30 protein-coding genes are annotated in these 26,629 nt (G+C 52.0%); 16 read left to right on the forward strand and 14 right to left on the reverse strand.

Features of this window, described 5'->3' with window-relative positions; all coding sequences use genetic code 11:
* Positions 1-2: 2 nt before the first annotated feature.
* From ACW73I_RS10045 to lpxC, 4 genes are all read left to right on the forward strand, one after another.
* Positions 3-737 (forward strand): cell division protein FtsQ/DivIB, encoded by a 735-nt coding sequence (locus tag ACW73I_RS10045; protein ID WP_458029155.1) that lies wholly within the window; start codon positions 3-5, stop codon positions 735-737.
* Positions 738-763: 26 nt separating this feature from the next.
* Positions 764-1,990 carry a cell division protein FtsA gene (gene ftsA, locus ACW73I_RS10050; RefSeq protein ID WP_458029156.1) on the forward strand — a complete coding sequence of 409 codons (1,227 nt, stop codon included), beginning with the start codon at positions 764-766 and terminating at the stop codon, positions 1,988-1,990.
* Positions 1,991-2,014: 24 nt separating this feature from the next.
* Positions 2,015-3,175 carry a cell division protein FtsZ gene (gene ftsZ / locus ACW73I_RS10055; RefSeq protein ID WP_458029157.1) on the forward strand — a complete coding sequence of 387 codons (1,161 nt, stop codon included), beginning with the start codon at positions 2,015-2,017 and terminating at the stop codon, positions 3,173-3,175.
* Positions 3,176-3,256: 81 nt separating this feature from the next.
* Positions 3,257-4,183, forward strand: coding sequence for a UDP-3-O-acyl-N-acetylglucosamine deacetylase (gene lpxC / locus ACW73I_RS10060; protein WP_458029158.1), 927 nt, complete (start codon positions 3,257-3,259; stop codon positions 4,181-4,183).
* A 47-nt stretch (positions 4,184-4,230) separates the two neighbouring features.
* Here the strand turns inward: lpxC and ACW73I_RS10065 are convergent, their stop codons facing one another.
* Positions 4,231-4,617: a DciA family protein gene (locus tag ACW73I_RS10065; RefSeq protein WP_458029159.1), complete on the reverse strand. Its 387-nt coding sequence runs from the start codon at positions 4,615-4,617 to the stop codon at positions 4,231-4,233.
* Positions 4,618-4,723: 106 nt separating this feature from the next.
* Here ACW73I_RS10065 and ACW73I_RS10070 point away from each other — a divergent pair, with 106 nt between their 5' ends.
* The 10 genes from ACW73I_RS10070 (at position 4,724) to ACW73I_RS10115 (ending at position 13,291) form a co-directional block, all read left to right on the forward strand.
* On the forward strand, positions 4,724-6,502 hold the full coding sequence (locus ACW73I_RS10070; RefSeq protein ID WP_458029160.1) for an NAD(P)H-dependent oxidoreductase subunit E: 1,779 nt from the start codon (positions 4,724-4,726) through the stop codon (positions 6,500-6,502).
* Position 6,503: 1 nt separating this feature from the next.
* A complete protein-coding gene (locus ACW73I_RS10075; RefSeq protein ID WP_458029161.1) occupies positions 6,504-7,268 on the forward strand; it encodes a 2Fe-2S iron-sulfur cluster-binding protein in 765 nt (254 codons plus the stop codon).
* A complete protein-coding gene (locus ACW73I_RS10080; protein ID WP_458029162.1) occupies positions 7,258-7,797 on the forward strand; it encodes an NADH-quinone oxidoreductase subunit B family protein in 540 nt (179 codons plus the stop codon). The genes ACW73I_RS10075 and ACW73I_RS10080 overlap by 11 nt, the downstream gene beginning before the upstream one ends.
* Positions 7,798-7,809: 12 nt before the next feature.
* Positions 7,810-9,300, forward strand: a complete 1,491-nt coding sequence (locus ACW73I_RS10085) for a Ni/Fe hydrogenase subunit alpha (RefSeq protein ID WP_458029163.1) — start codon at positions 7,810-7,812, stop codon at positions 9,298-9,300.
* Between the two features lie 6 nt (positions 9,301-9,306).
* Entirely contained in the window at positions 9,307-9,816 is a 510-nt protein-coding gene (locus tag ACW73I_RS10090; RefSeq protein WP_458029165.1) for a hydrogenase maturation protease, read from the forward strand.
* Between the two features lie 44 nt (positions 9,817-9,860).
* Complete coding sequence (locus ACW73I_RS10095) at positions 9,861-10,925, forward strand: endonuclease/exonuclease/phosphatase family protein (protein ID WP_458029166.1); 1,065 nt, start codon at positions 9,861-9,863, stop codon at positions 10,923-10,925.
* A gap of 430 nt (positions 10,926-11,355) precedes the next feature.
* Positions 11,356-11,892 (forward strand): DnaJ domain-containing protein, encoded by a 537-nt coding sequence (locus ACW73I_RS10100; protein WP_458029167.1) that lies wholly within the window; start codon positions 11,356-11,358, stop codon positions 11,890-11,892.
* On the forward strand, positions 11,889-12,077 hold the full coding sequence (locus ACW73I_RS10105) for a transposase (RefSeq protein WP_458029168.1): 189 nt from the start codon (positions 11,889-11,891) through the stop codon (positions 12,075-12,077). Before ACW73I_RS10100 ends, ACW73I_RS10105 begins: the two co-directional genes overlap by 4 nt.
* Before the next feature lie 334 nt (positions 12,078-12,411).
* A complete protein-coding gene (locus tag ACW73I_RS10110) occupies positions 12,412-12,747 on the forward strand; it encodes a hypothetical protein (RefSeq protein ID WP_458029169.1) in 336 nt (111 codons plus the stop codon).
* A gap of 70 nt (positions 12,748-12,817) precedes the next feature.
* On the forward strand, positions 12,818-13,291 hold the full coding sequence (locus tag ACW73I_RS10115; protein ID WP_458029170.1) for a hypothetical protein: 474 nt from the start codon (positions 12,818-12,820) through the stop codon (positions 13,289-13,291).
* Positions 13,292-13,556: 265 nt separating this feature from the next.
* Here the strand turns inward: ACW73I_RS10115 and ACW73I_RS10120 are convergent, their stop codons facing one another.
* From ACW73I_RS10120 to ACW73I_RS10140, 5 genes are all read right to left on the reverse strand, one after another.
* Positions 13,557-14,264 carry a hypothetical protein gene (locus tag ACW73I_RS10120; RefSeq protein ID WP_458029171.1) on the reverse strand — a complete coding sequence of 236 codons (708 nt, stop codon included), beginning with the start codon at positions 14,262-14,264 and terminating at the stop codon, positions 13,557-13,559.
* Positions 14,265-14,500: 236 nt separating this feature from the next.
* Positions 14,501-15,625, reverse strand: coding sequence for an ABC transporter permease (locus ACW73I_RS10125; protein ID WP_458029173.1), 1,125 nt, complete (start codon positions 15,623-15,625; stop codon positions 14,501-14,503).
* Positions 15,618-16,547: an ABC transporter ATP-binding protein gene (locus ACW73I_RS10130; protein ID WP_458029174.1), complete on the reverse strand. Its 930-nt coding sequence runs from the start codon at positions 16,545-16,547 to the stop codon at positions 15,618-15,620. Before ACW73I_RS10130 ends, ACW73I_RS10125 begins: the two co-directional genes overlap by 8 nt.
* A gap of 1 nt (position 16,548) precedes the next feature.
* Positions 16,549-17,532, reverse strand: coding sequence for an HlyD family secretion protein (locus tag ACW73I_RS10135; protein ID WP_458029175.1), 984 nt, complete (start codon positions 17,530-17,532; stop codon positions 16,549-16,551).
* Positions 17,533-17,534: 2 nt separating this feature from the next.
* Positions 17,535-18,092 (reverse strand): TetR/AcrR family transcriptional regulator, encoded by a 558-nt coding sequence (locus ACW73I_RS10140; RefSeq protein WP_458029176.1) that lies wholly within the window; start codon positions 18,090-18,092, stop codon positions 17,535-17,537.
* A 471-nt stretch (positions 18,093-18,563) separates the two neighbouring features.
* Between ACW73I_RS10140 and ACW73I_RS10145 the strand changes: the two genes are divergently transcribed.
* Positions 18,564-19,553, forward strand: coding sequence for a hypothetical protein (locus tag ACW73I_RS10145; RefSeq protein ID WP_458029177.1), 990 nt, complete (start codon positions 18,564-18,566; stop codon positions 19,551-19,553).
* 287 nt (positions 19,554-19,840) lie between these two features.
* Complete coding sequence (locus ACW73I_RS10150; RefSeq protein WP_458029179.1) at positions 19,841-20,269, forward strand: hypothetical protein; 429 nt, start codon at positions 19,841-19,843, stop codon at positions 20,267-20,269.
* A gap of 64 nt (positions 20,270-20,333) precedes the next feature.
* Here the strand turns inward: ACW73I_RS10150 and ACW73I_RS10155 are convergent, their stop codons facing one another.
* From ACW73I_RS10155 to ACW73I_RS10190, 8 genes are all read right to left on the reverse strand, one after another.
* A complete protein-coding gene (locus tag ACW73I_RS10155) occupies positions 20,334-21,362 on the reverse strand; it encodes a phosphotransferase (RefSeq protein WP_458029181.1) in 1,029 nt (342 codons plus the stop codon).
* 121 nt (positions 21,363-21,483) lie between these two features.
* Complete coding sequence (locus ACW73I_RS10160) at positions 21,484-22,377, reverse strand: CPBP family glutamic-type intramembrane protease (protein ID WP_458029183.1); 894 nt, start codon at positions 22,375-22,377, stop codon at positions 21,484-21,486.
* The gene (locus tag ACW73I_RS10165; RefSeq protein ID WP_458029184.1) at positions 22,359-23,087 is read right to left on the reverse strand and encodes a 16S rRNA (uracil(1498)-N(3))-methyltransferase; all 729 of its coding nucleotides are present in this window, start codon (positions 23,085-23,087) and stop codon (positions 22,359-22,361) included. Before ACW73I_RS10165 ends, ACW73I_RS10160 begins: the two co-directional genes overlap by 19 nt.
* Positions 23,087-24,442 (reverse strand): adenosylmethionine--8-amino-7-oxononanoate transaminase, encoded by a 1,356-nt coding sequence (locus ACW73I_RS10170; protein ID WP_458029185.1) that lies wholly within the window; start codon positions 24,440-24,442, stop codon positions 23,087-23,089. Before ACW73I_RS10170 ends, ACW73I_RS10165 begins: the two co-directional genes overlap by 1 nt.
* A 108-nt stretch (positions 24,443-24,550) precedes the next feature.
* The gene (locus tag ACW73I_RS10175; RefSeq protein ID WP_458029186.1) at positions 24,551-25,540 is read right to left on the reverse strand and encodes an integron integrase; all 990 of its coding nucleotides are present in this window, start codon (positions 25,538-25,540) and stop codon (positions 24,551-24,553) included.
* Positions 25,541-25,716: 176 nt separating this feature from the next.
* Entirely contained in the window at positions 25,717-25,920 is a 204-nt protein-coding gene (locus tag ACW73I_RS10180) for a hypothetical protein (protein ID WP_458029187.1), read from the reverse strand.
* Positions 25,921-26,002: 82 nt separating this feature from the next.
* Complete coding sequence (locus tag ACW73I_RS10185) at positions 26,003-26,212, reverse strand: hypothetical protein (RefSeq protein WP_458029188.1); 210 nt, start codon at positions 26,210-26,212, stop codon at positions 26,003-26,005.
* Positions 26,213-26,302: 90 nt separating this feature from the next.
* Positions 26,303-26,506, reverse strand: a complete 204-nt coding sequence (locus tag ACW73I_RS10190; RefSeq protein ID WP_458029189.1) for a crAss001_48 related protein — start codon at positions 26,504-26,506, stop codon at positions 26,303-26,305.
* Positions 26,507-26,629: the final 123 nt, after the last annotated feature.

A 26,629-nucleotide genomic window follows, 5' to 3' on the forward strand; every position in this document is an offset into this window, starting at 1 on the left:
TGATGCAGATGAAATTTATGATACTCGGTTTGCTCGCTCTAACCCTGTGCTGGTTTGGCTGGCAGCAGTTGCAAAGCAAAGATGCCATCAGCAAACCGATACGCTACGTCAGGATTGAAGGCGCGTTTCAATACACCAAGAAAGAAAAGCTGAAACAACTGCTGACGCCTCAGATGATGCGCGGCTTTTATCACGCCGATATGGAAACCATCCATCACCTGATTGCCGAGTTGCCGCTGGTGGAAAGGGTCGACGTAAAAAGGGTTTGGCCGGATGCGGTTCATATCAAAATCACCGAGCAGAAGCCCGTCGTACGTTGGGGAGATAAGGCGTTATTGAATAATCAAGGCGATCTATTGATACCGGACAATATCATTGAATTTAACAACTTACCGCTGATTACCGGGCCGGAAGGCCAGGAAAAGAAACTGCTGGAAATCATGAAAGGGGTTTATATCGTATTGATGGATAAATCGCTTCAGTTAGCCGAATTCCACGTCAACGATAGGCGGGCGTGGAGCATCAAGCTGGCTAACGGTTTACAGATGCAATTGGGCCGCAAGGCTCCGCTGGAAAATATGCAGCGTTTCTTAAGGACGATAGATATTTTAGGAGAAGACAAGGTCGCCATGATGGCAAACGTGGATACCCGCTATCCGAATGGTTATGCAGTTACCTGGAAACCGGACCTGATTGAAATTGATTGGAAGGCAATCGCAGCAAAAAACAAAACCTGATTTAAACGCTTTAATTGAGCAAACAAATGGCCAAAAAAACAGATCGAAACATACTAGTGGGATTGGACATAGGCACGTCGAAAGTGGCGGCCATTGTTGGCGAGTTCCGCGGCGGCGACGAAATTGAGATTATCGGCATCGGTACCGCGCCATCCAAAGGACTGAAAAAAGGGATTGTCGTCAACTTGGAATCAACCGTCCATTCGATTCAGCGGGCGATCGAGGAAGCCGAGCTAATGGCCGGATGTCAGATTAAATCGGTCTTTGCCGGTATCGCCGGCAGCCATATCAAAAGCTTGAATTCGCATGGCATCGTGGCTATCAAGGAAAAAGAAGTCACCCAGCACGACATTGATCGCGTGATCGATTCCGCCCGGGCGGTCGCCATTCCGGCCGACCAGAAAATCCTGCACATACTGCCTCAAGAATTCGTCATCGACCAGCAAGAAGGCATCAAAGAGCCTATCGGCATGTCGGGAATTCGGCTGGAAGCCAAGGTGCACATGGTCACGAGCAGCGTCAGTGCCGAACAAAACATCGTCAAATGCATCCGCCGCTGCGGCCTGGATGTCGACGACATCGTGCTGGAGCAACTGGCTTCCTGCTCCGCCGTATTAACCGAGGACGAAAAAGATTTAGGGGTTTGTTTGATCGACATCGGCGGCGGCACCACCGACATAGCGATCTTTTCCGAAGGTGCGATCAAACATACCGCGGTGATCCCGATTGCCGGCGATCAAGTTACCAACGACATCGCCGTCGCGTTGCGGACACCGACCAAGAACGCTGAAGAGATCAAGCGCCAGTACGCTTGCGCATTGACGGAGCTGGCCGATCCTCAGCGCATGATAGACGTACCGAGCATCGGCGACCGGGAACCCCGCAAGATATCCGCGCAGAACCTGGCGGAAATCGTGGAGCCGCGTTACGAGGAATTGATGCTATTGGTACAGGCCGAACTTAGGAGAAGCGGCTACGAAGACTTGATCGCCGCCGGCATGGTCATCACCGGCGGTAGCTCGCAAGTAAAGGGATTAACCGAATTGGCGGAGGAAATTTTCCATATGCCGGTTCGCATGGGGACGCCGCTACATGTGTCCGGACTAACCGATGTAGCACATAACCCTATTTATTCGACCGCGGTGGGCTTGCTTATCTACGGCAAAGATCATCACGGCCGGGATTTGGGTTTCAATGATGATGGAGGAAATCTGTGGTCAACAATCAAGAACTGGTTTCAGGGTAATTTTTAATTTGTGTGTCTGGAGGGTGTGAAAATGAAATACGAATTGATGGACAATAGTGGCAATGCCGTAATTAAAGTCATCGGCGTTGGGGGCGGCGGCGGTAATGCCGTCAATCATATGGTGGAAACCGGAATAGACGGGGTTCAATTTATTTGCGCCAATACAGATGCGCAAGCGTTAAGGCAAATGAATGTCGACACCATCGTGCAATTGGGCGTCGAGCTGACCAAAGGCCTGGGGGCAGGCACTCGTCCGGACGTCGGACGCGCCGCGGCCGAAGAAACGCGCGAACGCATCCGCGAAGTGATAGAAGGCGCCGATATGGTGTTTTTGACGGCGGGTATGGGCGGCGGCACCGGCACGGGTGCGATCGGCGTTTTCGCCGAAGAAGCCAAGGAAATGGGGATTTTGACGGTTGCAGTGGTTTCCAAGCCTTTCGACTTCGAGGGAACCAAGAAAAAGAGAGTGGCCGAAGACGGTCTATCCGAATTGGAAAAATTGGTCGATTCGTTGATCATCATACCAAACCAGAAACTGCTGCCGACCTTAGGCAATAACCGCTCTTTGGTCGATGCGTTCCGCGTCGCCAACGATGTCTTGTTGGATGCGGTGCAAGGGATTACGGAATTAATCGTTCATCCCGGCCTGATGAACGTCGACTTTGCCGACGTTAGAACCGTCATGACCAATATGGGCAGTGCCATCATGGGTACAGGCGTCGCCAACGGCGAAAACCGCGCACGCCTGGCGGCGGAAAAAGCCATTGCTTGTCCGCTGCTGGAAGACATCAATCTGTTGGGTGCGCGCGGCATCCTGGTCAACGTCACTTCCAACGGCGACCTGGGACTGAACGAGTTCGACGAAATCGGCAGTATCATGCATGCGTTTGCATCGGAAGACGCCGACATCAAGATCGGTATGGCGGTCAATCCGACCATGGGTAACGAAGTTAAAGTGACCGTTGTCGCGACAGGCATGGGCGAAAAAGTCAAGGCCAACACCCCGATCAAACTGGTGCAAAAAGTGGCGGCCGGCGAGATCAACTACGATCAATTGCAAAAACCGACTGTGATACGCCAGCAAAAACCGGAAGCACCTATCCGCGAAACGCGTTTCGGCGCTCAACCCCGCACCGATGCCGATCTCGAATATTTGGATGTACCGGCTTTCTTAAGACGTCAAGCCGATTGAAGCCTAGCGATTGCAATAGGGAAGCTATCGTAAAAAATTATGATAGACTTCCCTGCTTAGTTTTCTCTATATCAGTATTTCATGATCAAGCAACGTACACTTAAAAATACTATCCGTGCTACAGGCGTGGGCCTACATACCGGCGATAAGATTTATCTGACGCTTCATCCGGCCGAACCCAATAGCGGCATCCGTTTCCGCCGGGTCGACTTGGAAACTCCGATCATGATTGACGCCCGCCCGGAAAACGTGGGCGAGACTAAATTGTCGACAACCTTGGTACAAGGCAATGTGAAGGTCTCTACGGTCGAACACCTTCTGTCCGCAATGGCCGGCTTAGGTATCGACAACGCGATCGTCGATGTCAGCGCACCTGAAGTTCCGATCATGGACGGCAGCGCCGGTCCGTTTGTGTTCCTGCTGCAATCGGCGGGCGTTTCCGAACAAGACGCGCCGAAAAAATATATTCGCATTAAGCAACCGATTCGCGTGGAAGAGGGTGATAAATGGGCCGCCTTCGAACCGTTCGACGGCTTTAAAGTCACTTTTACGATAGACTTCGAACATCCGGCATTTTCCGATCATTTAAAAACCGCGGTCATGGACTTTTCGTCGACGACTTTCGTCAAGGAAGTTGCCCGCGCTCGCACCTTCGGTTTTATGCGCGATATCGAATTCTTGAGGGAAAACAACCTGGCGCGAGGGGGCAGCCTGGACAACGCCATTGTCGTTGACGACGATAAAGTGATGAATGAAGACGGTCTTCGCTATGCCGATGAGTTTGTTAAACACAAAATTCTAGATGCCATAGGCGACCTTTATTTGTTAGGCCACAGCTTGATCGGTGAATACAAAGGTTTTAAATCCGGTCATGCGCTCAATAATAAGTTGCTACTAACATTGTTGGAAAATAAAGACGCCTGGGAAATGGTCAGCTTCGAGAATGATGAAGACGCCCCAATTTCGTTTATGCGTTCGGCACAAACGCCGGTTGCGGCTGCAGGATAAGGAACTCGGGGCGAATTGAAGTCGTTCGATTGAATAGTCGACAGGCTTCAATTCCCCAAACATTTTTTCAAAGTCTCAGCTAATTTCGCCAACGCCTTATCCAATACATCATCGCTGTTTTCATTTACCGCACCAAGCATAGATTGCACCGTTTCCGCGGAAGGTAAGCGTGCAGTCCGGTTTTTTTTTCCGTCATCGAACTGAAACAATATTTTTACCCGAACATCGGTAATATTCTGTTGTCCGGAATCACCTAATCCGTTTAGTATTGGGTCTCGATAAAAACGTATTTGCGAGGCCCAAATCGACGAGTCCGTATATATCAGTAAGCGATTCCCGCTTACCACACAATAATCCGCATGCTCTGCTATGCTTGGAGGTAACGCCGCCCGCACAACACGCAACAGTTGACCGTGTTCGGCAACTTTTTCCATATACACCGCGAGTGATCCGGCGTTGAAATCAACGGCCGATCTGAACACAGGTTTTTTTGAGTAACCCTTCATCTTCCAAGCAACTTAAATAACCGGTAATACTGCTATGAACACATTTTTACAGACGGTGCTGGCAAAAGCCGACTATCAGCCGGTCAAGCTTTTGTCGATGTTAAGAGAAGTGCAATCCCAATATCAACATATCCCAAACGCAGCCATCGAAATATTAGCCAGCGAGCTTAATATTCCGCGGACGCAAATAATCGCAGTAGTTGAATTCTACAGCTTTTTACATTTAACGCCACAGGGCCGTTACGACATTCTGATCAGCGATTCGATTACCGACCACATGCTGGGTAAAGAAAATCTGCTTAGCTATTTTTCCAGTGTACTCAAGGTCAAGCCAGGCGAAGTACGCAGCGACGGTTTAGTTAGCCTGAACAACACCTCATGTACCGGCATGTGTGACCAAGGTCCTGCCGGCCTGGTAAACGGACTGGCATTAACTCGTCTGGACCGGCCCAAGATCGACGAAATCGCCGCACTCATCAAGGCCGAAACGCCGCTATCGGAATGGCCGGCACATTTGTTTATCGTCAGCGATAACATTCATAAAGCCGGTTTGTTATTGAATGCCTCGTTCGACAAAGGCGCCGCAATCCGGGCCGCATATTCGCGCGGCCTGTCCGATACCCTGGCAGAACTGGAACGTTCCGGGCTCAGGGGAAGAGGCGGCGCCGGGTTTAAGACCGCAACCAAATGGCGCTTCTGCGCTGAAGAAACGGCCGAAGCCCACTACGTAGTCTGCAATGCCGACGAGGGCGAACCCGGTACCTTCAAGGATCGGGTCTTGCTGAACAGCTATGCCGATCAAGTATTCGAAGGCATGACCCTATGCGCGGCCATCATAGGCGCCAAGCACGGATTTTTATATCTCCGCGGCGAATACTTGCACCTTTATGAAAAATTGCAAAGCGTTTTACAGCATCGCCGAGACTCAGGATTGCTCGGTGCCGATATCTTAGGCTTGGGACTGGATTTCGATATCGAGATCTGCCTAGGCGCCGGCGCTTATATTTGCGGCGAAGAATCGGCCTTGATCGAATCTCTGGAAGGCAAAGCCGGTATTCCCCGCAACCGACCGCCCTACCCGGTCAGCAGCGGCTATTTGAATCAACCGACCGTCGTCAATAACGTCGAAACCTTTATGGCTGCAGCCCATATCGCAGTCCGAGGCGGTGCGTGGTTCGCCAATTACGGCACGGAAAAATCCGCCGGCAGTAAAATCCTGAGTATTTGCGGCGATTGCGAAAAACCCGGCATCTACGAATATCCTTTCGGCACCAGCATCAGGCAAATCCTGGACGACTGTAAAGCGGAAGGCGTTATGGGTGTCCAGATCGGCGGTCCGTCCGGTACTTTTATCGGCAATCAGGAACTGGATCGCAAATTGGCCTTCGAAGATCTCGCTACCGGCGGTTCGTTCATCGTGTTCAATAATAGCCGCGACATTCTTGCCATCGCCCGGAACTTCACGCATTTCTTCGCCCACGAAAGCTGCGGATTCTGCACGCCGTGCAGGGTGGGCACCTCCTTATTGAAAAAACAATTGGATAAAATCGTCGAAGGCCACGGCTCCGCCGGCGATGTCGTAGAACTGGAAAGCTTGTGTCAATTGGTCAAGAACAATAGCCACTGCGGGCTTGGGCAAACGGCCGCCAATCCGATTTTAACGACATTGCAACGTTATCCGGATTTATATCATAGCCAACTTAAGGAAATCAGTTACGAGCCGGGCTTCGACCTGGACGGCGCATTGGAAACCGCTCGCCGCATGGCGCATCGCAACGATGCGGCTGCACATTTATCGCAAGTGGAGGATTAACATGTCAGGTACCATCAATATCGACGGACGGGACGTTCCGTTTGAAGAAGGCCAAACCATCATCGAAGCCGCCACTGCCGCGGGTATTTATATCCCGCACCTGTGCCATAAGCCGGGCTACACCCCGCATGGCAGCTGCAAACTCTGCACGGTGAAAGTCAACGGCCGAACTTGCTCGGCTTGCACCTTCCCGGCAGCGGACGGCCAGACCGTCATCAACAACAGCGAAGAATTACTGCAAGACCGCCGTCGCATCACGCAAATGCTGTTCGTCGAAGGCAATCACTTGTGCCCCTCTTGCGAAAAAACCGGTAACTGCAACTTGCAGGGCGTGGCTTATCATTTGAACATGCTGGACAATCACTTTCCGCATTTTTATGCCCACCGAGACGTCGACGCCTCTCACCCGGACGTGCTGCTCGACCGCAACCGCTGTATCTTTTGCAACCTGTGCGTGCGCGCCAGCCACGAAAAAGACGGCAAGGACGTGTTCGGCATAGCCGGACGCGGCATCAACAAAAGCCTGATTGTCAATTCGCCCAGCGGATTACTGAAAGACAGCGACATCGATATCGACGACGAAGCCGTACATATCTGTCCGACCGGGGCCATTTTGATCAAACGTACCGGTTACCAAGTCCCGATTGGCCAACGTATTTACGATCACCATCAAATCAACGAAGTGGCATTAGCGGAGGAAAGCGGCGCGGGTTCCCGACCCGCTGCCGCACTCGCCCCATCCCTGGAGGTCGCCCATGACAAATAAGATCAAAGTCGCAACCACTTCATTGGCCGGTTGCTTCGGCTGCCACATGTCGTTTCTGGACATAGACGAGCGCATCCTGCCTTTGTTGGAACTTGCCGAGTTCGACCGCTCGCCGATTACCGACATCGAGCACTGCGGCCCTTGCGACATCGGCCTGATCGAAGGCGGCGTCTGCAATTCCGAGAACGTGCACGTACTCCGCGAGTTTCGTAAGAATTGCAAAATCCTGGTCGCGGTCGGCGCTTGCGCGATCAACGGCGGCCTGCCGGCCTTGCGTAATCACATCAAGCTGGAAGACTGCTTGTTGGAGGCGTATCGGGACGGCATAGGCGTGGAAAATCCGCAAATTCCGAGCGATCCGGAGCTGCCTTTACTCCTGGACAATGTCCATCCGATACACGAAGTGGTCAAAGTCGATTACTTTCTGCCGGGTTGCCCTCCGTCCGCCGACGTGTTCTGGACGTTCTTGACCGCGTTGGTGGAAGGCCGAGAACCCTCTTTACCTTATGAATTAGTCCATTACGACTAACAGGAAAAAGCCATGTACGAACATCTTGAAACTGCTTCAAACCCGAGCACCCTGAAACGCGTCGTGGTCGATCCCGTTTCCCGCGTCGAAGGCCACGGCAAGGTCACCTTGTTGCTCGACGAAAACAACAAAGTGCAGCAGGCCAGATTGCATATCGTCGAGTTCCGCGGCTTTGAAAAATTCATTCAAGGCCGCCCCTATTGGGAACTGCCGGTATTGGTACAGCGCCTATGCGGCATCTGCCCGGTCAGCCATCATTTGGCCGCGGCCAAGGCCATAGACCAACTGGTCGGCGTCGATCCGGCCAATTTAACGCCGGCGGCCGACAAGCTGCGCCGCTTGCTCCACTTCGGCCAAGTGCTGCAGTCGCACGCCCTGCACTTTTTCCATCTGTCCAGCCCCGATTTGCTGTTCGGCTTCGAAAGCGACATTTCCAAACGCAATGTGGTCGCGGTGTTGGCCGATTATCCCGACATCGGCTTGCAAGGCGTCAAACTGCGCAAATACGGCCAGGAAGTCATCCGCATGGTGTCGGGTAAACGCGTGCACGGCACCGGCGCAATCGCCGGCGGCATGAACAAGGCCTTAAGCACTGCCGAACGCGAATACCTGTTGCAGGATATCGATCAAATCCTCGCCTGGTCCGAAGCGGCGGTAGCCTTGATCAAAAAGGTTCACACCAGCAACCTGCCCTACTACGATGAATTCGCAACCATACGCAGCAATTATATGGGCTTGATCAAACCCAATGGCGCACTGGAGCTTTATCACGGCGGCATCCGGGCTAAAAACGATAAAGGCGAAACCATAGTCGATCACTACGATTACTGTGACTATACCGATCTGATCCACGAAGAGGTGCGTTCCTGGAGTTACATGAAGTTCCCATACCTGACCTCTATCGGCAAAGCCGACGGCTGGTACCGGGTCGGCCCGCTGGCCAGGGTCAACAACTGCGACTTCATCGACACGCCGTTGGCGGAAGCCGCCCGCGTCGAATTCAAGCAGCATTCCGGCGAAGCCATGGTGCACAGCACGCTGGCGTTCCACTGGGCGCGTTTGATCGAAGTGTTGCACTGTGCGGAAAGCATCAAAACCTTGCTGCACGACCCCGATGTGATGAGCGGCGATCTTGTCGCCAAGGGTGAAAAACGCTACGAAGGCATCGGCGTCATCGAAGCGCCGCGCGGTACCTTGTTCCATCATTATCAAGTCGATGAGAACGATATCGTCACCAAAGCCAATTTGATCGTATCGACGACCAATAACAATATGGGCATGAACGAATCCGTGCGGCAAGTGGCGGCCGAATATCTTTCCGGCCGAGAACTCACCGAGCCATTGCTGAATAATCTGGAAGTGGCTATCCGCGCCTATGACCCGTGCCTGTCCTGTGCGACCCATGCGGTTGGCAAGATGCCGCTGCAATTGGAACTGGTTGACGCCGAAGGGCAATTGCTCGACAAATTGGTACGCCATGGCGACGGCCATTTCGAACACTAAAACCGGATGACAAAACCCATATTAGTGTTCGGCTACGGCAATCCAAGCCGCGGCGATGACGCGGTCGGTCCCTTGTTACTCGAATATCTGGAACAGCGGACCGACCTCGGGCGGGTTGAATTGCAAACCGACTTTCAACTGCAAGTCGAGCACATACTCGATTTGCAAGACCGGAAATTGGCGATATTTGTCGATGCATCGGTGGCGGAAGATCGTGCTTTCACATTTAAGCGAATCAATCCGCGTCACGACAACAGCTATACCAGCCATGCGATGAGTCCGGCTGCGCTATTACACGTATTCGAATCCGTCACGGGGCAAACGCCGCCCCCGAGCTTTCTGTTAAGCATCAAAGCCGATTCTTTCGACTTAGGCGACGGCCTCAGTTCGGGCACGGCGGAAAATCTGCACCTGGCCTGCGAGTTCATCTGCGACGTGCTGAACCGCTATCCCGACAGCATGCGCGAACAGATCCACCTGCCGGATGAAGCGATTCCGGCCGAATACGATAAATAAAAACCGTTTAACGTTCCCCCAAATTCGAACAAGCGAGGGATATCATGACTGAAATTAAAGTCGCTTTTTGGAACGTGCAAAACCTCTTCGATACCGCCGCCTCCCCGATCGCGGCGGATTTGGAATTTACGCCCGAGCAGGGCTGGACGCCGGAAGTCTTCGACGTCAAGATAGCCAATATCGCCAAGATTATCGGACAACTGCACGGCGGCGCCGGGCCCGATCTTCTGGGCCTTTGCGAAGTGGAAAACAAAGCGGTGGTCGAAACGCTGATGGATGCCATCGGACGAAGCGATTATCGCTTGGCGCATATCGAGTCACCGGATATTCGCGGCATCGATTGTTCGCTGATCTATTCCGCGAACGTATTCAACGATCCTACCGAAGACGATATCAAGGGCCACATGGTGCATTTCCGCTTTCCGACCCGCGATATCTTTGAAGTCCGCTTGACGCTAAAAGCCGTCAACACCGAATTAAACGTATTCGTGAACCATTGGCCATCGCGCCGGCAAGGGCAGTATCAATCGGAACCGCATCGCATTTCGGTCGGCGAACGCTGCGGGCAATTGGTGGACGAAGTGTTGAAGATCGATAGGCAGGCGTATACCCAAGTTCCGGACACCGAGGATGGACTCGCCCAGCTCAATGCTCGCTGGAACCGCAACGTACTGCTGATGGGCGATTTTAACGACGACCCGTTTTGTCGCAGCATCACCGACTATCTACGGGCGGGAAAAGATCTCGACAAGGTGGAAGAGGAGCTGAAGCCAAACCCGGGCCACCGCACGCCTTCCGTAAAAACCTATCTCCAGCGCGACCCGGTTTTGCTCAATCTGTCATGGCCCTTACTAGCGACGCCGGACACCGGCACCATCTTCTTCAGCGGCGATTCCGCCAATACCATGAACTTGTTCGACCAATTTATCGTGTCGCGCGGCTTGTATTTCGGAGCGGCCGGTCTCAAGGCGAGACCCGACTCGGTACGGATATTCCGCAATGCCGATCTGGCAACAGGCGGCAAACAACGCCCAAAGCCGTTCAACAAAACGACCCAAAAGGGCTTCAGCGACCATTTTCCGATCGAAATGGTCATTGACGTCGTCTAGCCTAGATGTGATGCAGCGCGTCCATGTTTCTTTCGGCCGGTCTAATCCCTCGTTTCCGATGCGAAACCGAATCCGCAGTAAAAATTATGCTTCGTTTTGGCACGGCCTGCGACAGAAACAAACTGCTGCATCATAGGCATCCGCATGCGGGCGATTCAAATCAACGGTCACTATGCGTCGCGCCTACAGCCAGTTCTCCTTATTTTCAAGCGCCTTATAAACAAACCGGTGATTTTCGCTGAATAGTCACTCATCGGTCCGCTATTTGCTTATCCTTTGGAATTTCTGTTCAAATGGGTGATTTTTGTAGTGTTTCCTTCAATCCATACCGCACTTTTTGCAAATTCCGGGACGACATCGTGGCGGCGGACCGGCCGACGCAGCGCCTGTCTCTATGTCTTCCGTCACGGTACCGGCCGGGAGGCAGCGCATGGTTGACTACACCCTATTTGCGGATCAGGAAGAATGGGTCGTCTGGAATGGCGATCACGGCCTCGTTACCACGGCGACGATCGGGCGGATCGAGGACGCTAACCGGGGCAGAATCGCATGGCTGGATGAACCCTTCGACATGGTGGGCCCTTTCAGCCTTGACGAACTGGAGACACACGGCCGAATCGCCTTCGCGGCCTGCATCGTCATGTCGCGCCGGAAATGGCAAGACGATCAAGTGGAACTGCGGCGCGAGTCCCTGGAAAAACGCCGGGCTACAGCCCGACGGATAAACGAGGAATTCGAACGCCGCTACGCCGATCACGGTCGGCGCCAAGCCATCCGCAAGCCATCCGACGACAGGCAACATCGCGAAGCTTTGAACCTGCCGGTCGACGGGCAACTCGATTCATCCCAGATCAAGGCCGCTTTTCGCCGACTCGCCCAAAAGGTTCATCCCGATGTCGGTGGCAGCAACGAACAGTTCATTCGGATTACGGAAGCCCGCAACGCCTTGCTCGCATACGTTTCGTGAGCGGAGACGCCCCGCAAGCGCGCTACGAGGTTGAACGCAGCTTTGGTAGTCGGCAACATTGGTTTGGGGGCAAGATTTTACGCTATCGAGGCCTGGCCAACGCCCATGCTTGGCATGTTTTGCTCGCCATGGCCTATAACTTGAAACGGTTGCCCGATTTGTTAGTAAGCTCTCGGTTGGCGTAGGCGAAGCTCTGCTCTTCCGGGAGGCTAACCATGGGTTAGCTACCTATTTCAGCCAAATGATCGATGAAGCCGATCGAGATTGGTCCACTTTTTTATAAAAATCGCCACATCCGGTCTAAATTCTACAAATCCGGCATTTTGCAAAGATCAGATAATGATTGCACCAAGGCTCCCCGACGCTGGCGAGCGACTCGCCAAATTCGATGTCGGCTTTACAGACTTGTCACACAAAGTCCGGCCGAAGTGCGTATGATAAAAATAGAGAGGCCACACAGCCTTTCTCTATTTTCCTTATTTATCTCTAACAAAGCTTATACAGAAGGAGGCAAACGTTATGAATATGCTTCGAATGACGGCATTGATTGGGCTTTTGGCCATGAGTTTGGGCACAGCTGCTTTCGCCGAAGAAAGCGCAGTATCGGCACCAGTCGATGTTAGCAAAGCCATTTCCCATATCGAACAAGCCATCACGGAAATTCGCAAAAGCGATTTCAACACAGCCCAGGTTCATCTGAAAGCCGCGCGTGCCGTTGCGGACAGCATTGACGACGAGCAAGTTAAAAAAGCCAATGCTTTGGTCATTCAAGGCCAAATCATTGCTAAAAAAGGCAATATCGAAAAATCCATCGCCGAATTAAACAAAGCATTGGAAATGTATCGTTCGCTGTAACAGTTTTTTAGTAAATAAGTTGGCGTTCGGCATTCAAACAAACATTCAACGCTGAAATACGGAGGACGCTATGTCCAATTCAAAACGCCTATCGGCATTCATCACCATGCAATTTTTCCTAACGGCTGCATTTGCCGTTGAAACAAACCAAATTTCGTTTGACGCTTTACCCGAGGCGGTAAAAACCAGCGCATTGCAAATCATTGATAAGGATGCAATCAGCAAAATCACTCAGATTAACGAAAACAACTTAATTCGTTTCGACATCGAAGCGGACAAAACGGAAAACAATAAAGAAGTCACCAGTTGGGATGTCATCGTTGCCAGTAACGGTAAAGTCATGCGCATTACCAAACAAGTGCCCTATTACACGCTGAGTTATCCACAAATGCAGGAAATCGAGAAACGCTATCCCGGCATTAAAGTGACGGAGGTCGAATCGGTCGACATTCATTATTTCGATGTAGTGGGCGAAGTCAATGGAAAACCGGCTAACTTTAGGCTGTATGAAGACGGTTTGATTGAAAACCAGAGCAACCCTTAATTTTGCTGCCGTCCAGCGCTTGCCCGAGCGTCGGCCCGTGGTTTTTGATAACGCATTCAGACCCACACCGGCACGGCAAACATGAACATCTCATCCGATCTGAATGGCCACAAGCCGTTACCGTTTAACGAATGCCGTGTATCAAAATCAGAAAGGTGGGGGCGCGACAGCCGGTTGCCGGCCCCCGCCCCTTTTTCGGGACATTGCGCGAAATGGAAGCATGAAGCCGGAAGCGTTATCGATGATTGGTCGAGTAAGAGCCTGTTTAAATAGAAGAGCGTTGTCTACGGAAGGTGACGCTAGACAAACTAGCGAGCGCTGCGCCGAAAAACCAAGCTGCAGCCGGAATCGGCACGGCGGCAGCCGGCGGAAGCGCTATGGGGCTGTTGACGAAAGAATCGCTACCGCCGGTGCTACCGATCGAACGCACATGCAGACCGAGCCGCAGGTCGCCATTCAGCAACGCATCTACGACATCACTCGCGTCCAAGCCCTGCTTAAGCTGAATTTTGATCCCTAAAATATCGTCGCTGGCATTGATACCTTTACTTTGATTGCCGGGATCGACATCGGCGCCGAAACTCGCGGTTGCCTCGAACTCCGGATTGACGAAATTGCTCGACGGCAAATTTGCGGGATTGAGCTTGCCGCCGGAAAAACTCGTATATCCGCCGATACTGTTATAAAGCCCGGTTTGAGCCAATAGCGTGCCGTCGTCGAAATAGATTTCAGCAATGTTGGAATTGATCTGCGCGGAATTCTTAAACGTGAACAACACCTCATCGGCGGCCAGTGATAAATTGTAATCGCCGTTTGCCTGGCTATAGTCTCTTAATTGCGCACTTAATTGACTCGCCACATTTTGAGCGTTGTTATTGGTAATTCGCTGGAACCCAATATCAACCATTAACGCTTGAGCCATGGCCGGCATAAACATTAACGGCAGTAACACGACACTTTTTTTGATCTTCATAAAACGCTCTTCTCAATGGGCAATTAGAAATCCGCCTTAAATATTCAACCAGCGGGAGATAACAGCAATGTGTATACCAGCCGCTCCAAGGCCGCTAAAACTTTAGTGACGATTAAGAATCTGAATCGATTCTTAATTAATCTATGTTAATAGAACTATATTAATTGAGTTAAAACCCCCAACTGCCAGCATAATCTGCATGAAACTGCAGCGATCGCATAAAAGAAAATGCCGCATCAATCCAATGTTTTCTTAAATGTTTTTATACCCAACCCCAGAACGACGGCCATAAACATCACTATCGGCCAAATATGGCCCCAAAGCAGATTCAGGCCATTACCCTTTAATAAAATGCCGCGTACCAAAATCAGAAAATGGGTGAGCGGCAGCACGCTGCCGACGGCCTGAGCCCATTCCGGCATGCCGCGAAACGGGAACATGAAGCCGGACAGCAAAATGGATGGCAGGAAAAAGAAGAACGTCATCTGCATGGCCTGCAACTGGTTCCGGGCAATCGAGCTAAAGGTAATTCCCAAGGTTAGGTTGGCGCAGATGAATAACAACACAACGATATAGAGTAGCAGCAGATTCCCGTACAACGGTACGTTAAAAATCCAGTGCGATGCGATAAGAATCAGCGTGACCTGAATCAGGCCGATCAGAATGTAGGGCACGATTTTGCCGGTCATGACTTCCAACGGCGTGGCCGGCGTCGCCAGCAGGTTTTCGAAGGTACCGCGTTCCCGCTCGCGAGTCATGGCCAAGCCCGTCATTAGCACCATGGTCATCGTCAAGATTACGCCGCACAATCCCGGAACCACGTTGTAAGCGGTAATGCCTTCCGGGTTGTAACGTTTCTGCACGCGCAGATCGACAGCTTTGACGGCCGGTACTTGCCGTCCGGGCAAGTCCGGGGCAAACACTTCCATGCCTAAATGGTTCAACACCGAAATAGCGCCCCCCATTGCCATTGGATCGGTCGCGTCCGCTTCGACCAGTAGCGTCGGCGATTTGCCTTTGACCAAGTCGCGCTGAAAGCCGACCGGAAAAGTCACGACGAATTGAACGTCGCCTCGATCGAGCAGCTTATCGGCCTGTCGCTCGTCGATACTGCCTACGATGTTAAAGTAATCGCTGTTTTGCATGGCTGCCACATACGCCCTGGCAAAGGGTCCGGGATCGGCCATGACCACGGCGGTAGGCAAGTGTTTAGGGTCTGAATTGATCGCAAAGCCGAAGATCAACAACTGGATAATCGGAATACCCACGATCATGCCGAAGGTCAAACGGTCTCGTTTAAGCTGAATGAACTCTTTGATCAGGATACCGAGCCAGCGTTCGAGCGAGAAAATTTCATTCACGGTACTGGTCCTCGCAGTCCTTCATCATGTGTATGAAGGTATCTTCTAAAGAAGGGGCTACGGCATTGATAGTTAAGCGATGCTCAACGGCAAACCGCTCCAGTGCCGCTTGCAGCATCTGTCCTTGTCGACTGCTGATATGTAAGGTGTTACCGAAACTGGCGACTTGTTCAGCGCCCGGCAGCGAGCGCAATTGATCGGTAAATTTTTGAATACCTTTGCCGGTAAGCTCCCAGGTCTGTAAGTGCTGTTGAAAAATCACTTCCTCGGCAGTGCCGCAAGCCAACAGGTTGCCGTAGGCTATGTAGGCCAAACGGTGGCAACGTTCCGCTTCGTCCATATAATGCGTCGAAACCAAGACGGTGATACCCTGGGCCGAAAGCCGGTGAATTTCTTCCCAAAACTCCCGGCGCGCCTTGGGATCGACGCCGGCGGTCGGTTCGTCCAGCAGCAGCAATTTCGGCCTATGCAACAGGCTGGACGCTAGGGCGAGGCGTTGTTTCCAGCCGCCCGACAACGTGCCGGCCAGTTGGTCTTTACGACTCAGAAGATTGAGTTCTCGTAGCGCGTCGGTCACCGCCTGCCTCCGGTTAGGCATGCCGAACATCCTGCCGACAAAATTTAGGTTTTCAGCAATGGTCAAATCATCCCATAGCGAAAATCTTTGCGTCATATAGCCCACTTGACGTTTGATCGCCGCACTTTGTCTGATCACATCGAAGCCCAGACATGTGCCTTGGCCGCTATCCGGCGTCAACAGCCCGCACAGCATCCGAATCGAGGTGGTTTTTCCGCTGCCGTTGGGGCCTAAAAATCCGAAAATCTCGCCTCGTTTAACGGTCAAACTCAAGTCCTTGACGACATGCTTGCTGCCGAACTGCTTGTTAAGACCGGTAACGTCTATGACCCAATCTTCGCTCATATCAAGGCACGAGACGGACGTCTACGGGCAAACCGGGGCGTAACTCCTGCGCTTGTTCGGCGGACGGAGCGGCTTCTACCCGAAACACCAATTTTTCCCGGCTACCCAAGCTATAGATCACAGGCGGGGTGTATTCGGCCTCGGGCGCGATGAAATCCACCAGGCCGCGTATCGGTCTCGGACAACTATCGCAGCTCGCTTCGACCGCATCGCCCAGCTTGATCGTGGCCAATATCGGTTCGGGCACGAAGAAGCGCAGACGCCGGCGGTCGTCCGGTAATAAGCTAGCGACGGGCGCACCGGCAGCGACCCATTCGCCCGGGCGATAGTAGGTTTCGTTGATTTCGCCTACAGCGGGCGCGGTGACGGTTTTATGCGCGACGATCCAATGTTTCTGTTCGATTTCCGCCTGAGCGGCGGCGAAATCGGCTTCCGCCGCCTGAATTTCGGCTTGGCGCCCCACGGTATTTTCGTAAGTCGCAATTTGCTTGTTAACGGCGGCGACTCGCGCAAGCGCCTGCCGATAGGCGCTACGCGCTTCGTCGACGTTGATTCGGGCGGTAAAATGGCGCTCGGCCAGTTGTTCTTGCTGCTTCAACTCTATCTCGGTCAAGCGCAAATGCGCCTTAGCCTCGTTTAGATTGGCCTCCAGCTCGGCGATTTCGGTGGGGCGCTTGGGTTGCTTTAAATTTTGCAGTTTTTGCCTGGCCGATTCGGCCCGGGCTTGGGCCTCCAAAAGGACCTGATCATCCGGACTATCGCTCACGATGAACACGGTTTGTCCCCGAACGACCCGACTGCCCCGATTTGCATTCAAACTTTGCAAATAACCGGCCTGAGGCGCGGCCAAATACAAATATTCGCCCTCGACGTAACCTTGCAGACTGCGATTGCCCTCGTCGCTGCAAGCCGGCAACTGAAAAAACAGGCCCGCCAGCAAGATCACGGCGTATTTGCGATAGGTGGAATAATTAAACGCCCACATATTTATGCTCCGATCAATTCGACAAAGAGGTCCAAGCCCGTTTTGACTTCCTGCGCGGATCGCTCGGTACGTTGCGCGTCGTGCATAACGGCCAAACCGACCACCACGGCGTGGAAGATCAGCGCGGTCCGGTCATCGGCGGTCATACTGGCTTTTGCCAATAACATTTGAATTTGATCGCGCACACGCCTGATTAACTTTTGCAATGCGGGGCGAATTTCCGGGGCGGCGTCCGCCGCCACGATCAAACCGAGCATCACGCGCGGCGGCACCCCCTTAATCACGGCCGCCGAAATAATATCTACCAACGCGCTTGCAGAAGCGCTTTCCGTCAAGCCCGCTTCCACCTCATGCAGAATATTGTCAATCGCGTACTCGGCCACCCCTAATAACAAATCGGCCCGTTTCGGAAAATAGTAGGTCAAATGGCTTTGCTTGACTCTCGCTGCCGTAGCGACTTTTGGCTGGGTCAAAGCAGTGATGCCGTACCCGCGTAACAAGCTAACGCCTGCGGACAAGATCGCTTCGCGGACAGTAGTATTACGGTTTGATTCGGGCATGGCTTCGTAACAAATCTTGCAACTTTGGTAAATATACCAAATAAATCCGATTTTTCTACCCGACAATCGACCGTTAGGAAAAGCGGTGCCGACCGGTTATTGTTTATCAATCACTTTCAACGATACGGGCAAGGGCGATCCGTGTGCCAAGCGTTAACTAAAACAGCCGCCGAAACCTATCTGCATGTTAAAGATTTGTACCTATGAAAATAAAGAATTCGCGCTAATTCAGAAAGATGAGCTCCCGCCGGTTTTCCGCGATGGTGGCCGTTCGCCGATTTTACAAAATCGCGCTGGCAGCGTGCGCAAACACACGCCCCCTGAAAATCCCAAACTTGAGTTTGGCCGGGGCCGTCGGCTGAAATGTGAATGCTTAAATTAACATTGGACTAGAATACAGCTCCATGGCTGTTTTCGATGGTCTTAGTCTTACTGCAATTTGCAGGTATTTGTTCGGAAAACGGTAGAAGTATGAATATCGCACATCGACCCGAAGCGAAAACCTTGTTTTTCGCGATACCACCGCTACTCACTTATTTATTTTCCAGTTTCATTCTCGAATTTGGCGGGCTTGGCTTTGGAAATATTCGTTATGCGCTACCGGCGATGGAATCGCAATCGGTTATTTCGACAACGATACTGTCAATTAACGATGCCCGTGTTGTTTGGTTGTCTTCGGTATTATTGTTTATAACGGTGGCTTGTGCCGTTATCGCAATCAGCCTGCTTACACTCTATAAAACGCTGGACCGAAAAGGCTTTTCAAACTTCGTCGTGGTCGGTATCGCTTTGGGGATCGGCGGGCTTATGCAACTGGCGTTTAGTATCCGGCCCGACTCAAATCTTAGGCTGATCTTTCAACTAACATACGACAGCATTTGTGCCGCCAATAGGTTTACCGAAACCGAAACCGCTGCAATCGCCGCTCTGGTTTCGATTGTGAATATGCTGGCTGTCATCGTACCGCCCTTCTTGATGTTGGCCTGTTGCAGTCAGACGATCTTGCCGGACGCAAAAGTGACCGATCCGCGACACTTCCTGTTTTCCCGAATGAATAAATTAAAGTTACTGATTCACTTCGGTTCCGCGATGCTGGTTGCCGGTTCGTTGCATATGCTGTTATGGCTGCGGTTTCCAATCGCATTTGTTGCGGATGCCGAATTGCATAAAGCGATCGGCACTTGGGCATTGTCGCTGACCTTGTATTGCGGCATGACTTATTCTTTGATGCTCGCGGGATTATACGTGCCTTGCTCGATGAAGCTGATCCATAATACCGAAATCCTGTTAAAGCAAAGAATGCCGGAATTGTCCGACTCGGACATCATGGAATGGAAAAACAAACATGGTTTTTCCACATCGCCCTTACAACAAATACCCCAAATCATCGCGGCTCTTGCTCCTACGCTCGCAGGCCCCATCGGTTCGGCCGTAGCCGGATTCAGTCTAACGTTAAGCTAAGGATATCGTCCAAAATAACTTACCGATATGGCCATAGTCACTGAGGACGTAGCGAGTGAGGATGTCGGCAGCAAGGACGCTGCCGTCAAGCCCCATGGAAGGGTTCACGGCGTTCCTTATTCGCTATGCCCCAGGGTTCGCACCGACAAAACGGGAAGTTGTTTTTGGCCAAATCCCAACCCGGATATTTCGTCATTGACGATACGCAACCGGTAAATTAATAACGCTTTAAGAATCCATGTAGTACCCTACATTCGCACCACAACCATCAAAACGAGGAATCACTCATGGATAACAAAAAAATCTTTTTATTGACTTCGATACTGTTGACCTCCGGCACCGTCATGGCTCAATCATCCTTACTCGAGTCCGCGGGCAAGCAGATGGCCAAGGATGCGCTCGGAGACGCGGCGCCGAGCGCGACGCGTACCATAGAAAGCGCAAATGAAACGATAGAAAACGCCAAAGCATTGAAGGATGCCGTGCAATCAGCGCCGGAAGCGGCATCGGATAAAGCTGAAGCAGGAGCGGAAAACGCCGCCCAAGAAAAAATGAAACAAGCTGTGCCGGGTGAAGCAACGCAAACAGTAGATGAAGTCAAATCGGGTAAAGCGGCGGTTGACGCCGCACCTAAAACCGGCGAAGAAGCGACGGAAGCGGTAAAAGACAAAGCCACACAAAAAGCGACCGAACAGGTTTTCGACCTGTTGAAATAAGGTCATCTATTCAAAAAGGGCCGGTAGTTCCGGCCCTTTTTCTTATGTATTAAAAACCGGATCGTCAAGCATCGAGCAGCGCAAAACTATCGTGATCGTCCACTGCGGCGGCGGCTCTCTTGATCATTTCCACATTGCTTTCGTGCCGCATCATGCCGCCTATCGCCAATGTCACAGTCATCGCCTCAAACGGATAAACGAGATGCGCTTGATAACGGCGGAAGGTCTGGCGCTCGTCCACCTGGTCCGCACCGGCTTTAACCAAACCGGCGACATATTGAGTCAGCAAATCTTTTTCGTGCTTCCGCCTGACCTCGGGCTCGAGCGCCGTTGCTAAAAAATAAGCGACATCGCCGACCCCTTCTCCCCAACGCACCAATTGCCAATCCAAGAAACCGGGCTCGTTTCGATCCCAAAAGATATTGCCGGGATGGCAATCATGATGCACCAGCGTTTTAGTACCGCGCGCCAACGATTGCTTGAATTGCCGCCGATTGGCCGAATAATGCAATGCCGGCGTATGCAGTTTTTTCGGTATATGGCCGCCGGCTCGCTTTAGTCCTGTTTTCATCAAAGGAACGGCAAACAAAGAACCCATATGATTTTCAATTTGATGGGAAAAGTCGTTCAACCATCGATGACTCTTCAGTATCGCGGATTTGTTCCAATAGCGTCCGTGCAGCTGCGCCAAATGCTCTATCACGCGGCGGGCCTGATCGGCGGACAATGCATCGGCGGCTTGCCCCGGCCTCAAATCGTGCTCGGACAAATCGCTCATCACCAGGGTCGATCCTTTTCCCAAATAACTCTCCGCCGCTAGAATTTGCGGCAATTTCAGCGGCACATTGGCCGATAGCGACCGATAGAAACTGACCTCTTTATGCAAGAAGCGCGGCAAGGCCGTAATGATGCGCGATCGAACGGCAAGCGATGGAATCTTCACAAACCAACGCGTAGGGACGGCTTCCGGGGCGTCATGCTCGACTTCAACCCGAAGTCTGGTGCTGGTGCCGATATCGACCGAGTCGACATTGACCTTGAATACCGTCGCGTAATCGGCATAACGACTAACGATATACTGCGCCCATGGCACCGATAAATCCCCGGGCCGATGCACTAAAATGCGTTTACGATGCGCTCTCATCACTATATTAAATTATTCTAATTCGATAAAAATAATAACACTTCCGCCCTCGCCTCTAGCCGAGTTCATGTCAGACATTGTATTTCGATTGGAGCAATCTCCAAATCAGTATCGCTGTAGCCAACCAGACGGCGACCAGCGGCCCGACGACCCCGTCATACGCGCTAACCAAATAAAGATAGTCGGATTGCGAATTGACGTTACATAAGTCTTTAGTCAATTTGATTTGCCAAACCCAACCCGCGTGGCAACCGATGCATAAGCCCAAACTGCGCGGTACGCGCGTACGAATCACAGCCAAAAAAACACCGACGACAAACAAGGCGATAAAGGCGCTCAAAATCTCCGGATTCAGCCAATTCGCAAAGGCCTCGCCCATCAACTTGAACCCGCTGCCGGGATTTTGTTCGGCGTACGGAATCTGCGTCTTGCTTTTCAGAAAATGCAGGGCGGCATAATAAAGCGAACTGACGCCGACCGCGGAAACCAAAGCCAAACGGCGGCGCAAAAAGCTTAGCAATAAGCCGCGAAACAATAGCTCCTCGCCGACTCCGATCAAAAATGCCGGAAACAACGCCAAGCCGATGCGCCCCGCCAGTTTTCCGGGTGACCAAATCCTGCCGTCGTCCCAGACCTGAACACCCAAACCGTATAAGGTCAGCAACACCGGCAACAAGGTTGCCATGGCCAACATGAGCCCTACACCCAATTGCCTGAGAAATTGCGGCCATGGAGCGAAGCCCAAATCCGTCCAGCTCAACCGCAGCGTCTTTCGTAGGGGAAACACGCTAAGCAACAACAAGATCAAGGTCAATTTGCTGACGACTTTGTGCAGGGGCAATACGTCGCCGAACAAGCGCAATAAGCCGAATCCCAATACGCCGGCACACGCCGCCAAAATTACCAGCCACCCCAGCGGCAACAGCACAAACCGGAAACGGGCCATCAGCGAAAATCTCCCCATAGCGTCTGCGCGGCAGCCAGGGCCGACAATACCGCCGTCTCGGTACGCAAAATTCTGTGGCCCATCCGCACCGGGATAAAACCGGCCTTTTGAGCGAATTCTCGCTCGACATCGCTGAAGCCGCCTTCCGGACCGGATAACAAGGTGACTTGTCCGTCAGTTGGACGCAAATCGGCCAGGGATCGAGTGGCGTAAGGATCGAGGAACACCTTCAAGCCCTGCGGCTTGTCGAGCCAATCGTAAAATTGACAAATTTCACCTAGAACAGGCAAATGCGTGCGGCCTGATTGTTCGGCGGCATGTTGCACGATATGCTGCCAGTGCAGCCGGCGCTGCTGTTTTTTTTCGTCGCTGAGCTTGGTCACGCAGCGCTCGGTAAACAGCGGCGTCAATTCGGCCACCCCCAATTCCACGGCTTTTTGCACCGCCCAATCCATGCGGTCGCCGCGGGAAATACCCATGCCCAAATAGACTTTCAGCGGCGACTCGACGTCTCTAGCCACAAACCGCTCGATCCCGAGGCGCACGGACTTGCGGCTGACTTCGTCGAAACGGCAGGCATATTCGCCGCCTTGGCCATTGAATAAAACAATCGCGTCGCCGGATTTCAGGCGCAACACGGTTCGCACATAATGCGCCGCTTCGTCATCCAGATCGATCCGGCTGCCGACATTCAACGGCGCATCGACGTATAGCCTCGAGATGCGCATCAGCCCTGCGCCGCCAGTTGTATGCCTTGCCAAGCCACATCCGCCATCAGCTCTATCTCCCGTTCGTTGATTACATAAGGCGGCATAAAATAAATGACATTACCTAGCGGACGCAACAGTACGCCTTTCGATAAGGCATATTGATAAACCTTCAGCCCGCGGCGCTGCTGCCACGGATAAGGTTCGCGAGTCTGTTTATTTTTGACCATCTCGATCGCCAAAATCATGCCGGTTTGCCGCACTTCCGCCACGTGCGGGTGCTCTTTGAAACGCTCGGCGGCCTTGGCCATGCACGAAGCCAGCGCACGGTTACGCCCGAGCACATCCTGAGTTTGAAAAATGTTTATAGTCGCCAAGGCCGCCCGGCAAGCCAAGGCATTGCCGGTATAACTGTGCGAATGCAGAAATGCGGTCAGATTTTGGTATTCGTCGTAAAACGCGTCGTAAACCCGGTTGCCGGTCAGCACCGCCGACAAAGGCAAATAACCGCCGGTAAGTCCTTTGGACAAACACAGAAAATCGGGACTGATACCGGCCTGTTCGCAAGCGAACAAGGTGCCGGTGCGGCCAAAACCGACGGCGATTTCGTCGGCGATCAAATGCACGCCGTATTTGTCGCAGGCCTTGCGCAGCATTTTCAAATACGCGGGATGGTACATGCGCATATTGCCGGCGCATTGTACCAGCGGCTCGACGATAACGGCGCAGACCTCGTCGGCCTGCTCGTCCAGCGCATTTTCCATATCGGCGAAGCGGCGAACCGAAAAAGCCTCCCAACTTTCGCCGGCTTCCCGATGGTAACAATCGGGACTGGGCACCGTGACGACATCCATCAACAAAGGCGCATAGGTTTCTTTGTACAGCGCCACATCGCCCACCGCCAGCGCGCCCAATGTCTCGCCGTGGTAACTGTTTTCCAAGGTGATGAATTTGGTCTTTCGAGTTTGGCCGAGGTTGCGCCAATAGTGAAAACTCATCTTCAGCGCGACTTCTATCGCCGACGAACCGTTGTCGGCATAGAACACTTTGTCCAAGCCGGACGGCGTGATCTCGACCAACTTTTCCGCCAGCGACACGGCCGCTTCGTGGCTGAAGCCGCCCAAAATCACATGCTCCAGCGTATCGAGCTGGGCTTTGACCGCTTGGTTGATAACCGGGTTGCAATGCCCGAACAGGTTGACCCACCAGGAGCTGATCGCATCCAGATAACGATTGCCGTCGAAATCTTCCAGCCAAACGCCTTGGCCGGATTTGATGGGGATCAGCGGCAGTTGTTCGTGATCCTTCATTTGCGTGCAAGGGTGCCAGAGTACGGCGAGATCGCGCCGGCTTAACGAGCTGTTACTGGAAGACATGAACCATCCGGTTGCCAAGCGTAAAAACTCAATTTTACCTTGATACGCAATCACAGGTCAGCCAAAGACGTACTCCACGTGGTTATCCGCCGCAGTCACGGAGATAGATCAAATGTCTAAATCGTCCAGCGGACTGGTCACGCCCTGTCCTCCCTGGTTCAACACATGGGTATAAATCATCGTGGTTTCCAGATCGTTGTGTCCCAGTAATGCTTGTATAGTGCGGATGTCGGTACCGCGTTGCAGCAAATGGGTAGCGAAACTGTGACGGAAAGTGTGGGCGCTAACCCGTTTATCGATACCAACCTGACGAACCGCTGCCCGAATCGCCTTATTGATCAAAGACTGATCAACATGATGTCGCCTAGTCAGCCCGGATAACGGATCTTCCGACAAAGAACGAGCCGGAAATACATATTGCCACCCCCATGCCCTCTCGGCGTTGGGATATTTTTTAGCCAGGGCATGCGGCAGATAAACTGCGCCGAAACCATCCATCAAATCTTGAAGATGTATGGCTTTCACTTTTTCCAGGTGGTTTTGCAACAAAGGCCCTAGCGATGCGGCAAAGGTCGTCACCCTATCCTTGTCGCCCTTCCCGGAACGCACGGTAATTTGCTTATAGCTAAAATCGATGTCCTGTACTCTCAAGCGGACGGCTTCCGTGATCCGTAAACCACTGCCATACAACAATTTGACCACCAACTGCGGCACACCCTCCAGGCGAGCTAAAATCCGCTTAACTTCGTCGGGCGACAATACCACCGGGATCCGCCGGTTTTTATTGGACCGAATCGCATCGATGCGCTTCTCCAAAGGCTTGTTCAAAACCTGTTTATATAGAAATATCAAAGCATTCATCGCCTGATTTTGCGTAGAAGCCGCGACATTACGTCCGGTCGCCAAATAGCTCAAGAAGGCTTCGATTTTGGCTTCGAAGTCGTCAAACAAAGCCTCCCGCTCCGCCATCCGATGGAATTTAACGAATTGCTTTATCCAATCGCAATAATTACGTTCGGTATGCAATGAATAATGCTTCATCCGCATTACGCGGCGCACGTCGTCCAACAGGCTTGATGGTTTTGCGCTTGACTTCATATCATTACCGGCTATGATCAGCTGCAAATTAAATGTGTAGGCAAATTTGCCCGATTTACCGGTCAATAGCAAGTTATCAAGGCAAATTCGCCTACTTTTTCCGATAACAAGGCAAAAGTGCCTGAAAACCCGGTTAATATCAGGTTAACAGGGCACATTTGCCTGCTATTCAATAGTTATGCGTCAATCTCATTGGCAATTCTGTTCTTTAAATCAGCCGGAAACTGCTCGGCAATGTCACAGTTAAAAATATCGATCAACAGTGCCAACCTCCTAAAATTTGTTTTTGATATATCATCCAAAATCAACTCGCTTTCAGTTTTCGCGGTTGCAATCTGCGATAGCTCAAGATATAGTTTATTTACAGTTTCTAGTTCCATAATTTCTCCAAAGTTAGCCGCATAACCAGCGCATTAACTCCGACCTTCGCCGCGATGCGGCTCAGTCGGGTTATGCGGGGCGTTATGTTGCCAGTATATTCACCGGGCCTTCATGATTAATGCTCACGATTGTTGCGGTAGGATGCTGTTGTTTTACAGCTTCAATAGCACTTTGTGCATCGTACGCAACTACACCAATGAATCTTGTCGCTTTGTAAAAACGCCCAGGCTCATTGGTGGTGACTTTCCAGTATTTTGGTATAGGCTCATCAATTGATGATTTGTAGCTCATGTTAACCTCGCAACATAACACAACATTTCAGCCGAGCGGGTAACGCTCCGCAGTTTTCAAAATAAATCAGCCGCCGTCTGAATTCCATCGTTAGCAGGCAAATGCGGAAATCCTTTCGCCAAGTACGTCACTGTAATATTCCATATACCGAGACTGCCTCGATAATCGACTTCGTTCGGCTTCATCCAAGTTCGCATAAATATCGGTATCAAAAAATGCGCGAAGCTTATTTAATTTTTCGTCTAGTTCGTCTTTTTCGGTAACTACACGTTGTTGGTGCGGTTGTAATTCCATCGTTTAATCCTATTTGGATATGCAGGCTTAATGATGTGAAGCCTGCTAATCGGGTAGCCGGGAGTGTCTAGCTCCCAGCCCCCACACCACCCGGCATGCGGGTCCGCACCGGGCGGTTCATCA

This window comes from Methylomonas sp. MgM2 (assembly GCF_054172045.1).

Coding starts and splice junctions, on each gene's coding strand:
- ACW73I_RS10045 (WP_458029155.1), top strand. CDS start 3: ATGCAGATGAAATTTATGATACTCGGTTTGCTCGCTCTAACCCTGTGC.
- ftsA (WP_458029156.1), top strand. CDS start 764: ATGGCCAAAAAAACAGATCGAAACATACTAGTGGGATTGGACATAGGC.
- ftsZ (WP_458029157.1), top strand. CDS start 2,015: ATGAAATACGAATTGATGGACAATAGTGGCAATGCCGTAATTAAAGTC.
- lpxC (WP_458029158.1), top strand. CDS start 3,257: ATGATCAAGCAACGTACACTTAAAAATACTATCCGTGCTACAGGCGTG.
- ACW73I_RS10065 (WP_458029159.1), bottom strand. CDS start 4,617: ATGGAAAAAGTTGCCGAACACGGTCAACTGTTGCGTGTTGTGCGGGCG.
- ACW73I_RS10070 (WP_458029160.1), top strand. CDS start 4,724: ATGAACACATTTTTACAGACGGTGCTGGCAAAAGCCGACTATCAGCCG.
- ACW73I_RS10075 (WP_458029161.1), top strand. CDS start 6,504: ATGTCAGGTACCATCAATATCGACGGACGGGACGTTCCGTTTGAAGAA.
- ACW73I_RS10080 (WP_458029162.1), top strand. CDS start 7,258: ATGACAAATAAGATCAAAGTCGCAACCACTTCATTGGCCGGTTGCTTC.
- ACW73I_RS10085 (WP_458029163.1), top strand. CDS start 7,810: ATGTACGAACATCTTGAAACTGCTTCAAACCCGAGCACCCTGAAACGC.
- ACW73I_RS10090 (WP_458029165.1), top strand. CDS start 9,307: ATGACAAAACCCATATTAGTGTTCGGCTACGGCAATCCAAGCCGCGGC.
- ACW73I_RS10095 (WP_458029166.1), top strand. CDS start 9,861: ATGACTGAAATTAAAGTCGCTTTTTGGAACGTGCAAAACCTCTTCGAT.
- ACW73I_RS10100 (WP_458029167.1), top strand. CDS start 11,356: ATGGTTGACTACACCCTATTTGCGGATCAGGAAGAATGGGTCGTCTGG.
- ACW73I_RS10110 (WP_458029169.1), top strand. CDS start 12,412: ATGAATATGCTTCGAATGACGGCATTGATTGGGCTTTTGGCCATGAGT.
- ACW73I_RS10115 (WP_458029170.1), top strand. CDS start 12,818: ATGTCCAATTCAAAACGCCTATCGGCATTCATCACCATGCAATTTTTC.
- ACW73I_RS10120 (WP_458029171.1), bottom strand. CDS start 14,264: ATGAAGATCAAAAAAAGTGTCGTGTTACTGCCGTTAATGTTTATGCCG.
- ACW73I_RS10130 (WP_458029174.1), bottom strand. CDS start 16,547: ATGAGCGAAGATTGGGTCATAGACGTTACCGGTCTTAACAAGCAGTTC.
- ACW73I_RS10135 (WP_458029175.1), bottom strand. CDS start 17,532: ATGTGGGCGTTTAATTATTCCACCTATCGCAAATACGCCGTGATCTTG.
- ACW73I_RS10140 (WP_458029176.1), bottom strand. CDS start 18,092: ATGCCCGAATCAAACCGTAATACTACTGTCCGCGAAGCGATCTTGTCC.
- ACW73I_RS10145 (WP_458029177.1), top strand. CDS start 18,564: ATGAATATCGCACATCGACCCGAAGCGAAAACCTTGTTTTTCGCGATA.
- ACW73I_RS10150 (WP_458029179.1), top strand. CDS start 19,841: ATGGATAACAAAAAAATCTTTTTATTGACTTCGATACTGTTGACCTCC.
- ACW73I_RS10160 (WP_458029183.1), bottom strand. CDS start 22,377: ATGGGGAGATTTTCGCTGATGGCCCGTTTCCGGTTTGTGCTGTTGCCG.
- ACW73I_RS10165 (WP_458029184.1), bottom strand. CDS start 23,087: ATGCGCATCTCGAGGCTATACGTCGATGCGCCGTTGAATGTCGGCAGC.
- ACW73I_RS10170 (WP_458029185.1), bottom strand. CDS start 24,442: ATGTCTTCCAGTAACAGCTCGTTAAGCCGGCGCGATCTCGCCGTACTC.
- ACW73I_RS10175 (WP_458029186.1), bottom strand. CDS start 25,540: ATGAAGTCAAGCGCAAAACCATCAAGCCTGTTGGACGACGTGCGCCGC.
- ACW73I_RS10180 (WP_458029187.1), bottom strand. CDS start 25,920: ATGGAACTAGAAACTGTAAATAAACTATATCTTGAGCTATCGCAGATT.
- ACW73I_RS10185 (WP_458029188.1), bottom strand. CDS start 26,212: ATGAGCTACAAATCATCAATTGATGAGCCTATACCAAAATACTGGAAA.
- ACW73I_RS10190 (WP_458029189.1), bottom strand. CDS start 26,506: ATGGAATTACAACCGCACCAACAACGTGTAGTTACCGAAAAAGACGAA.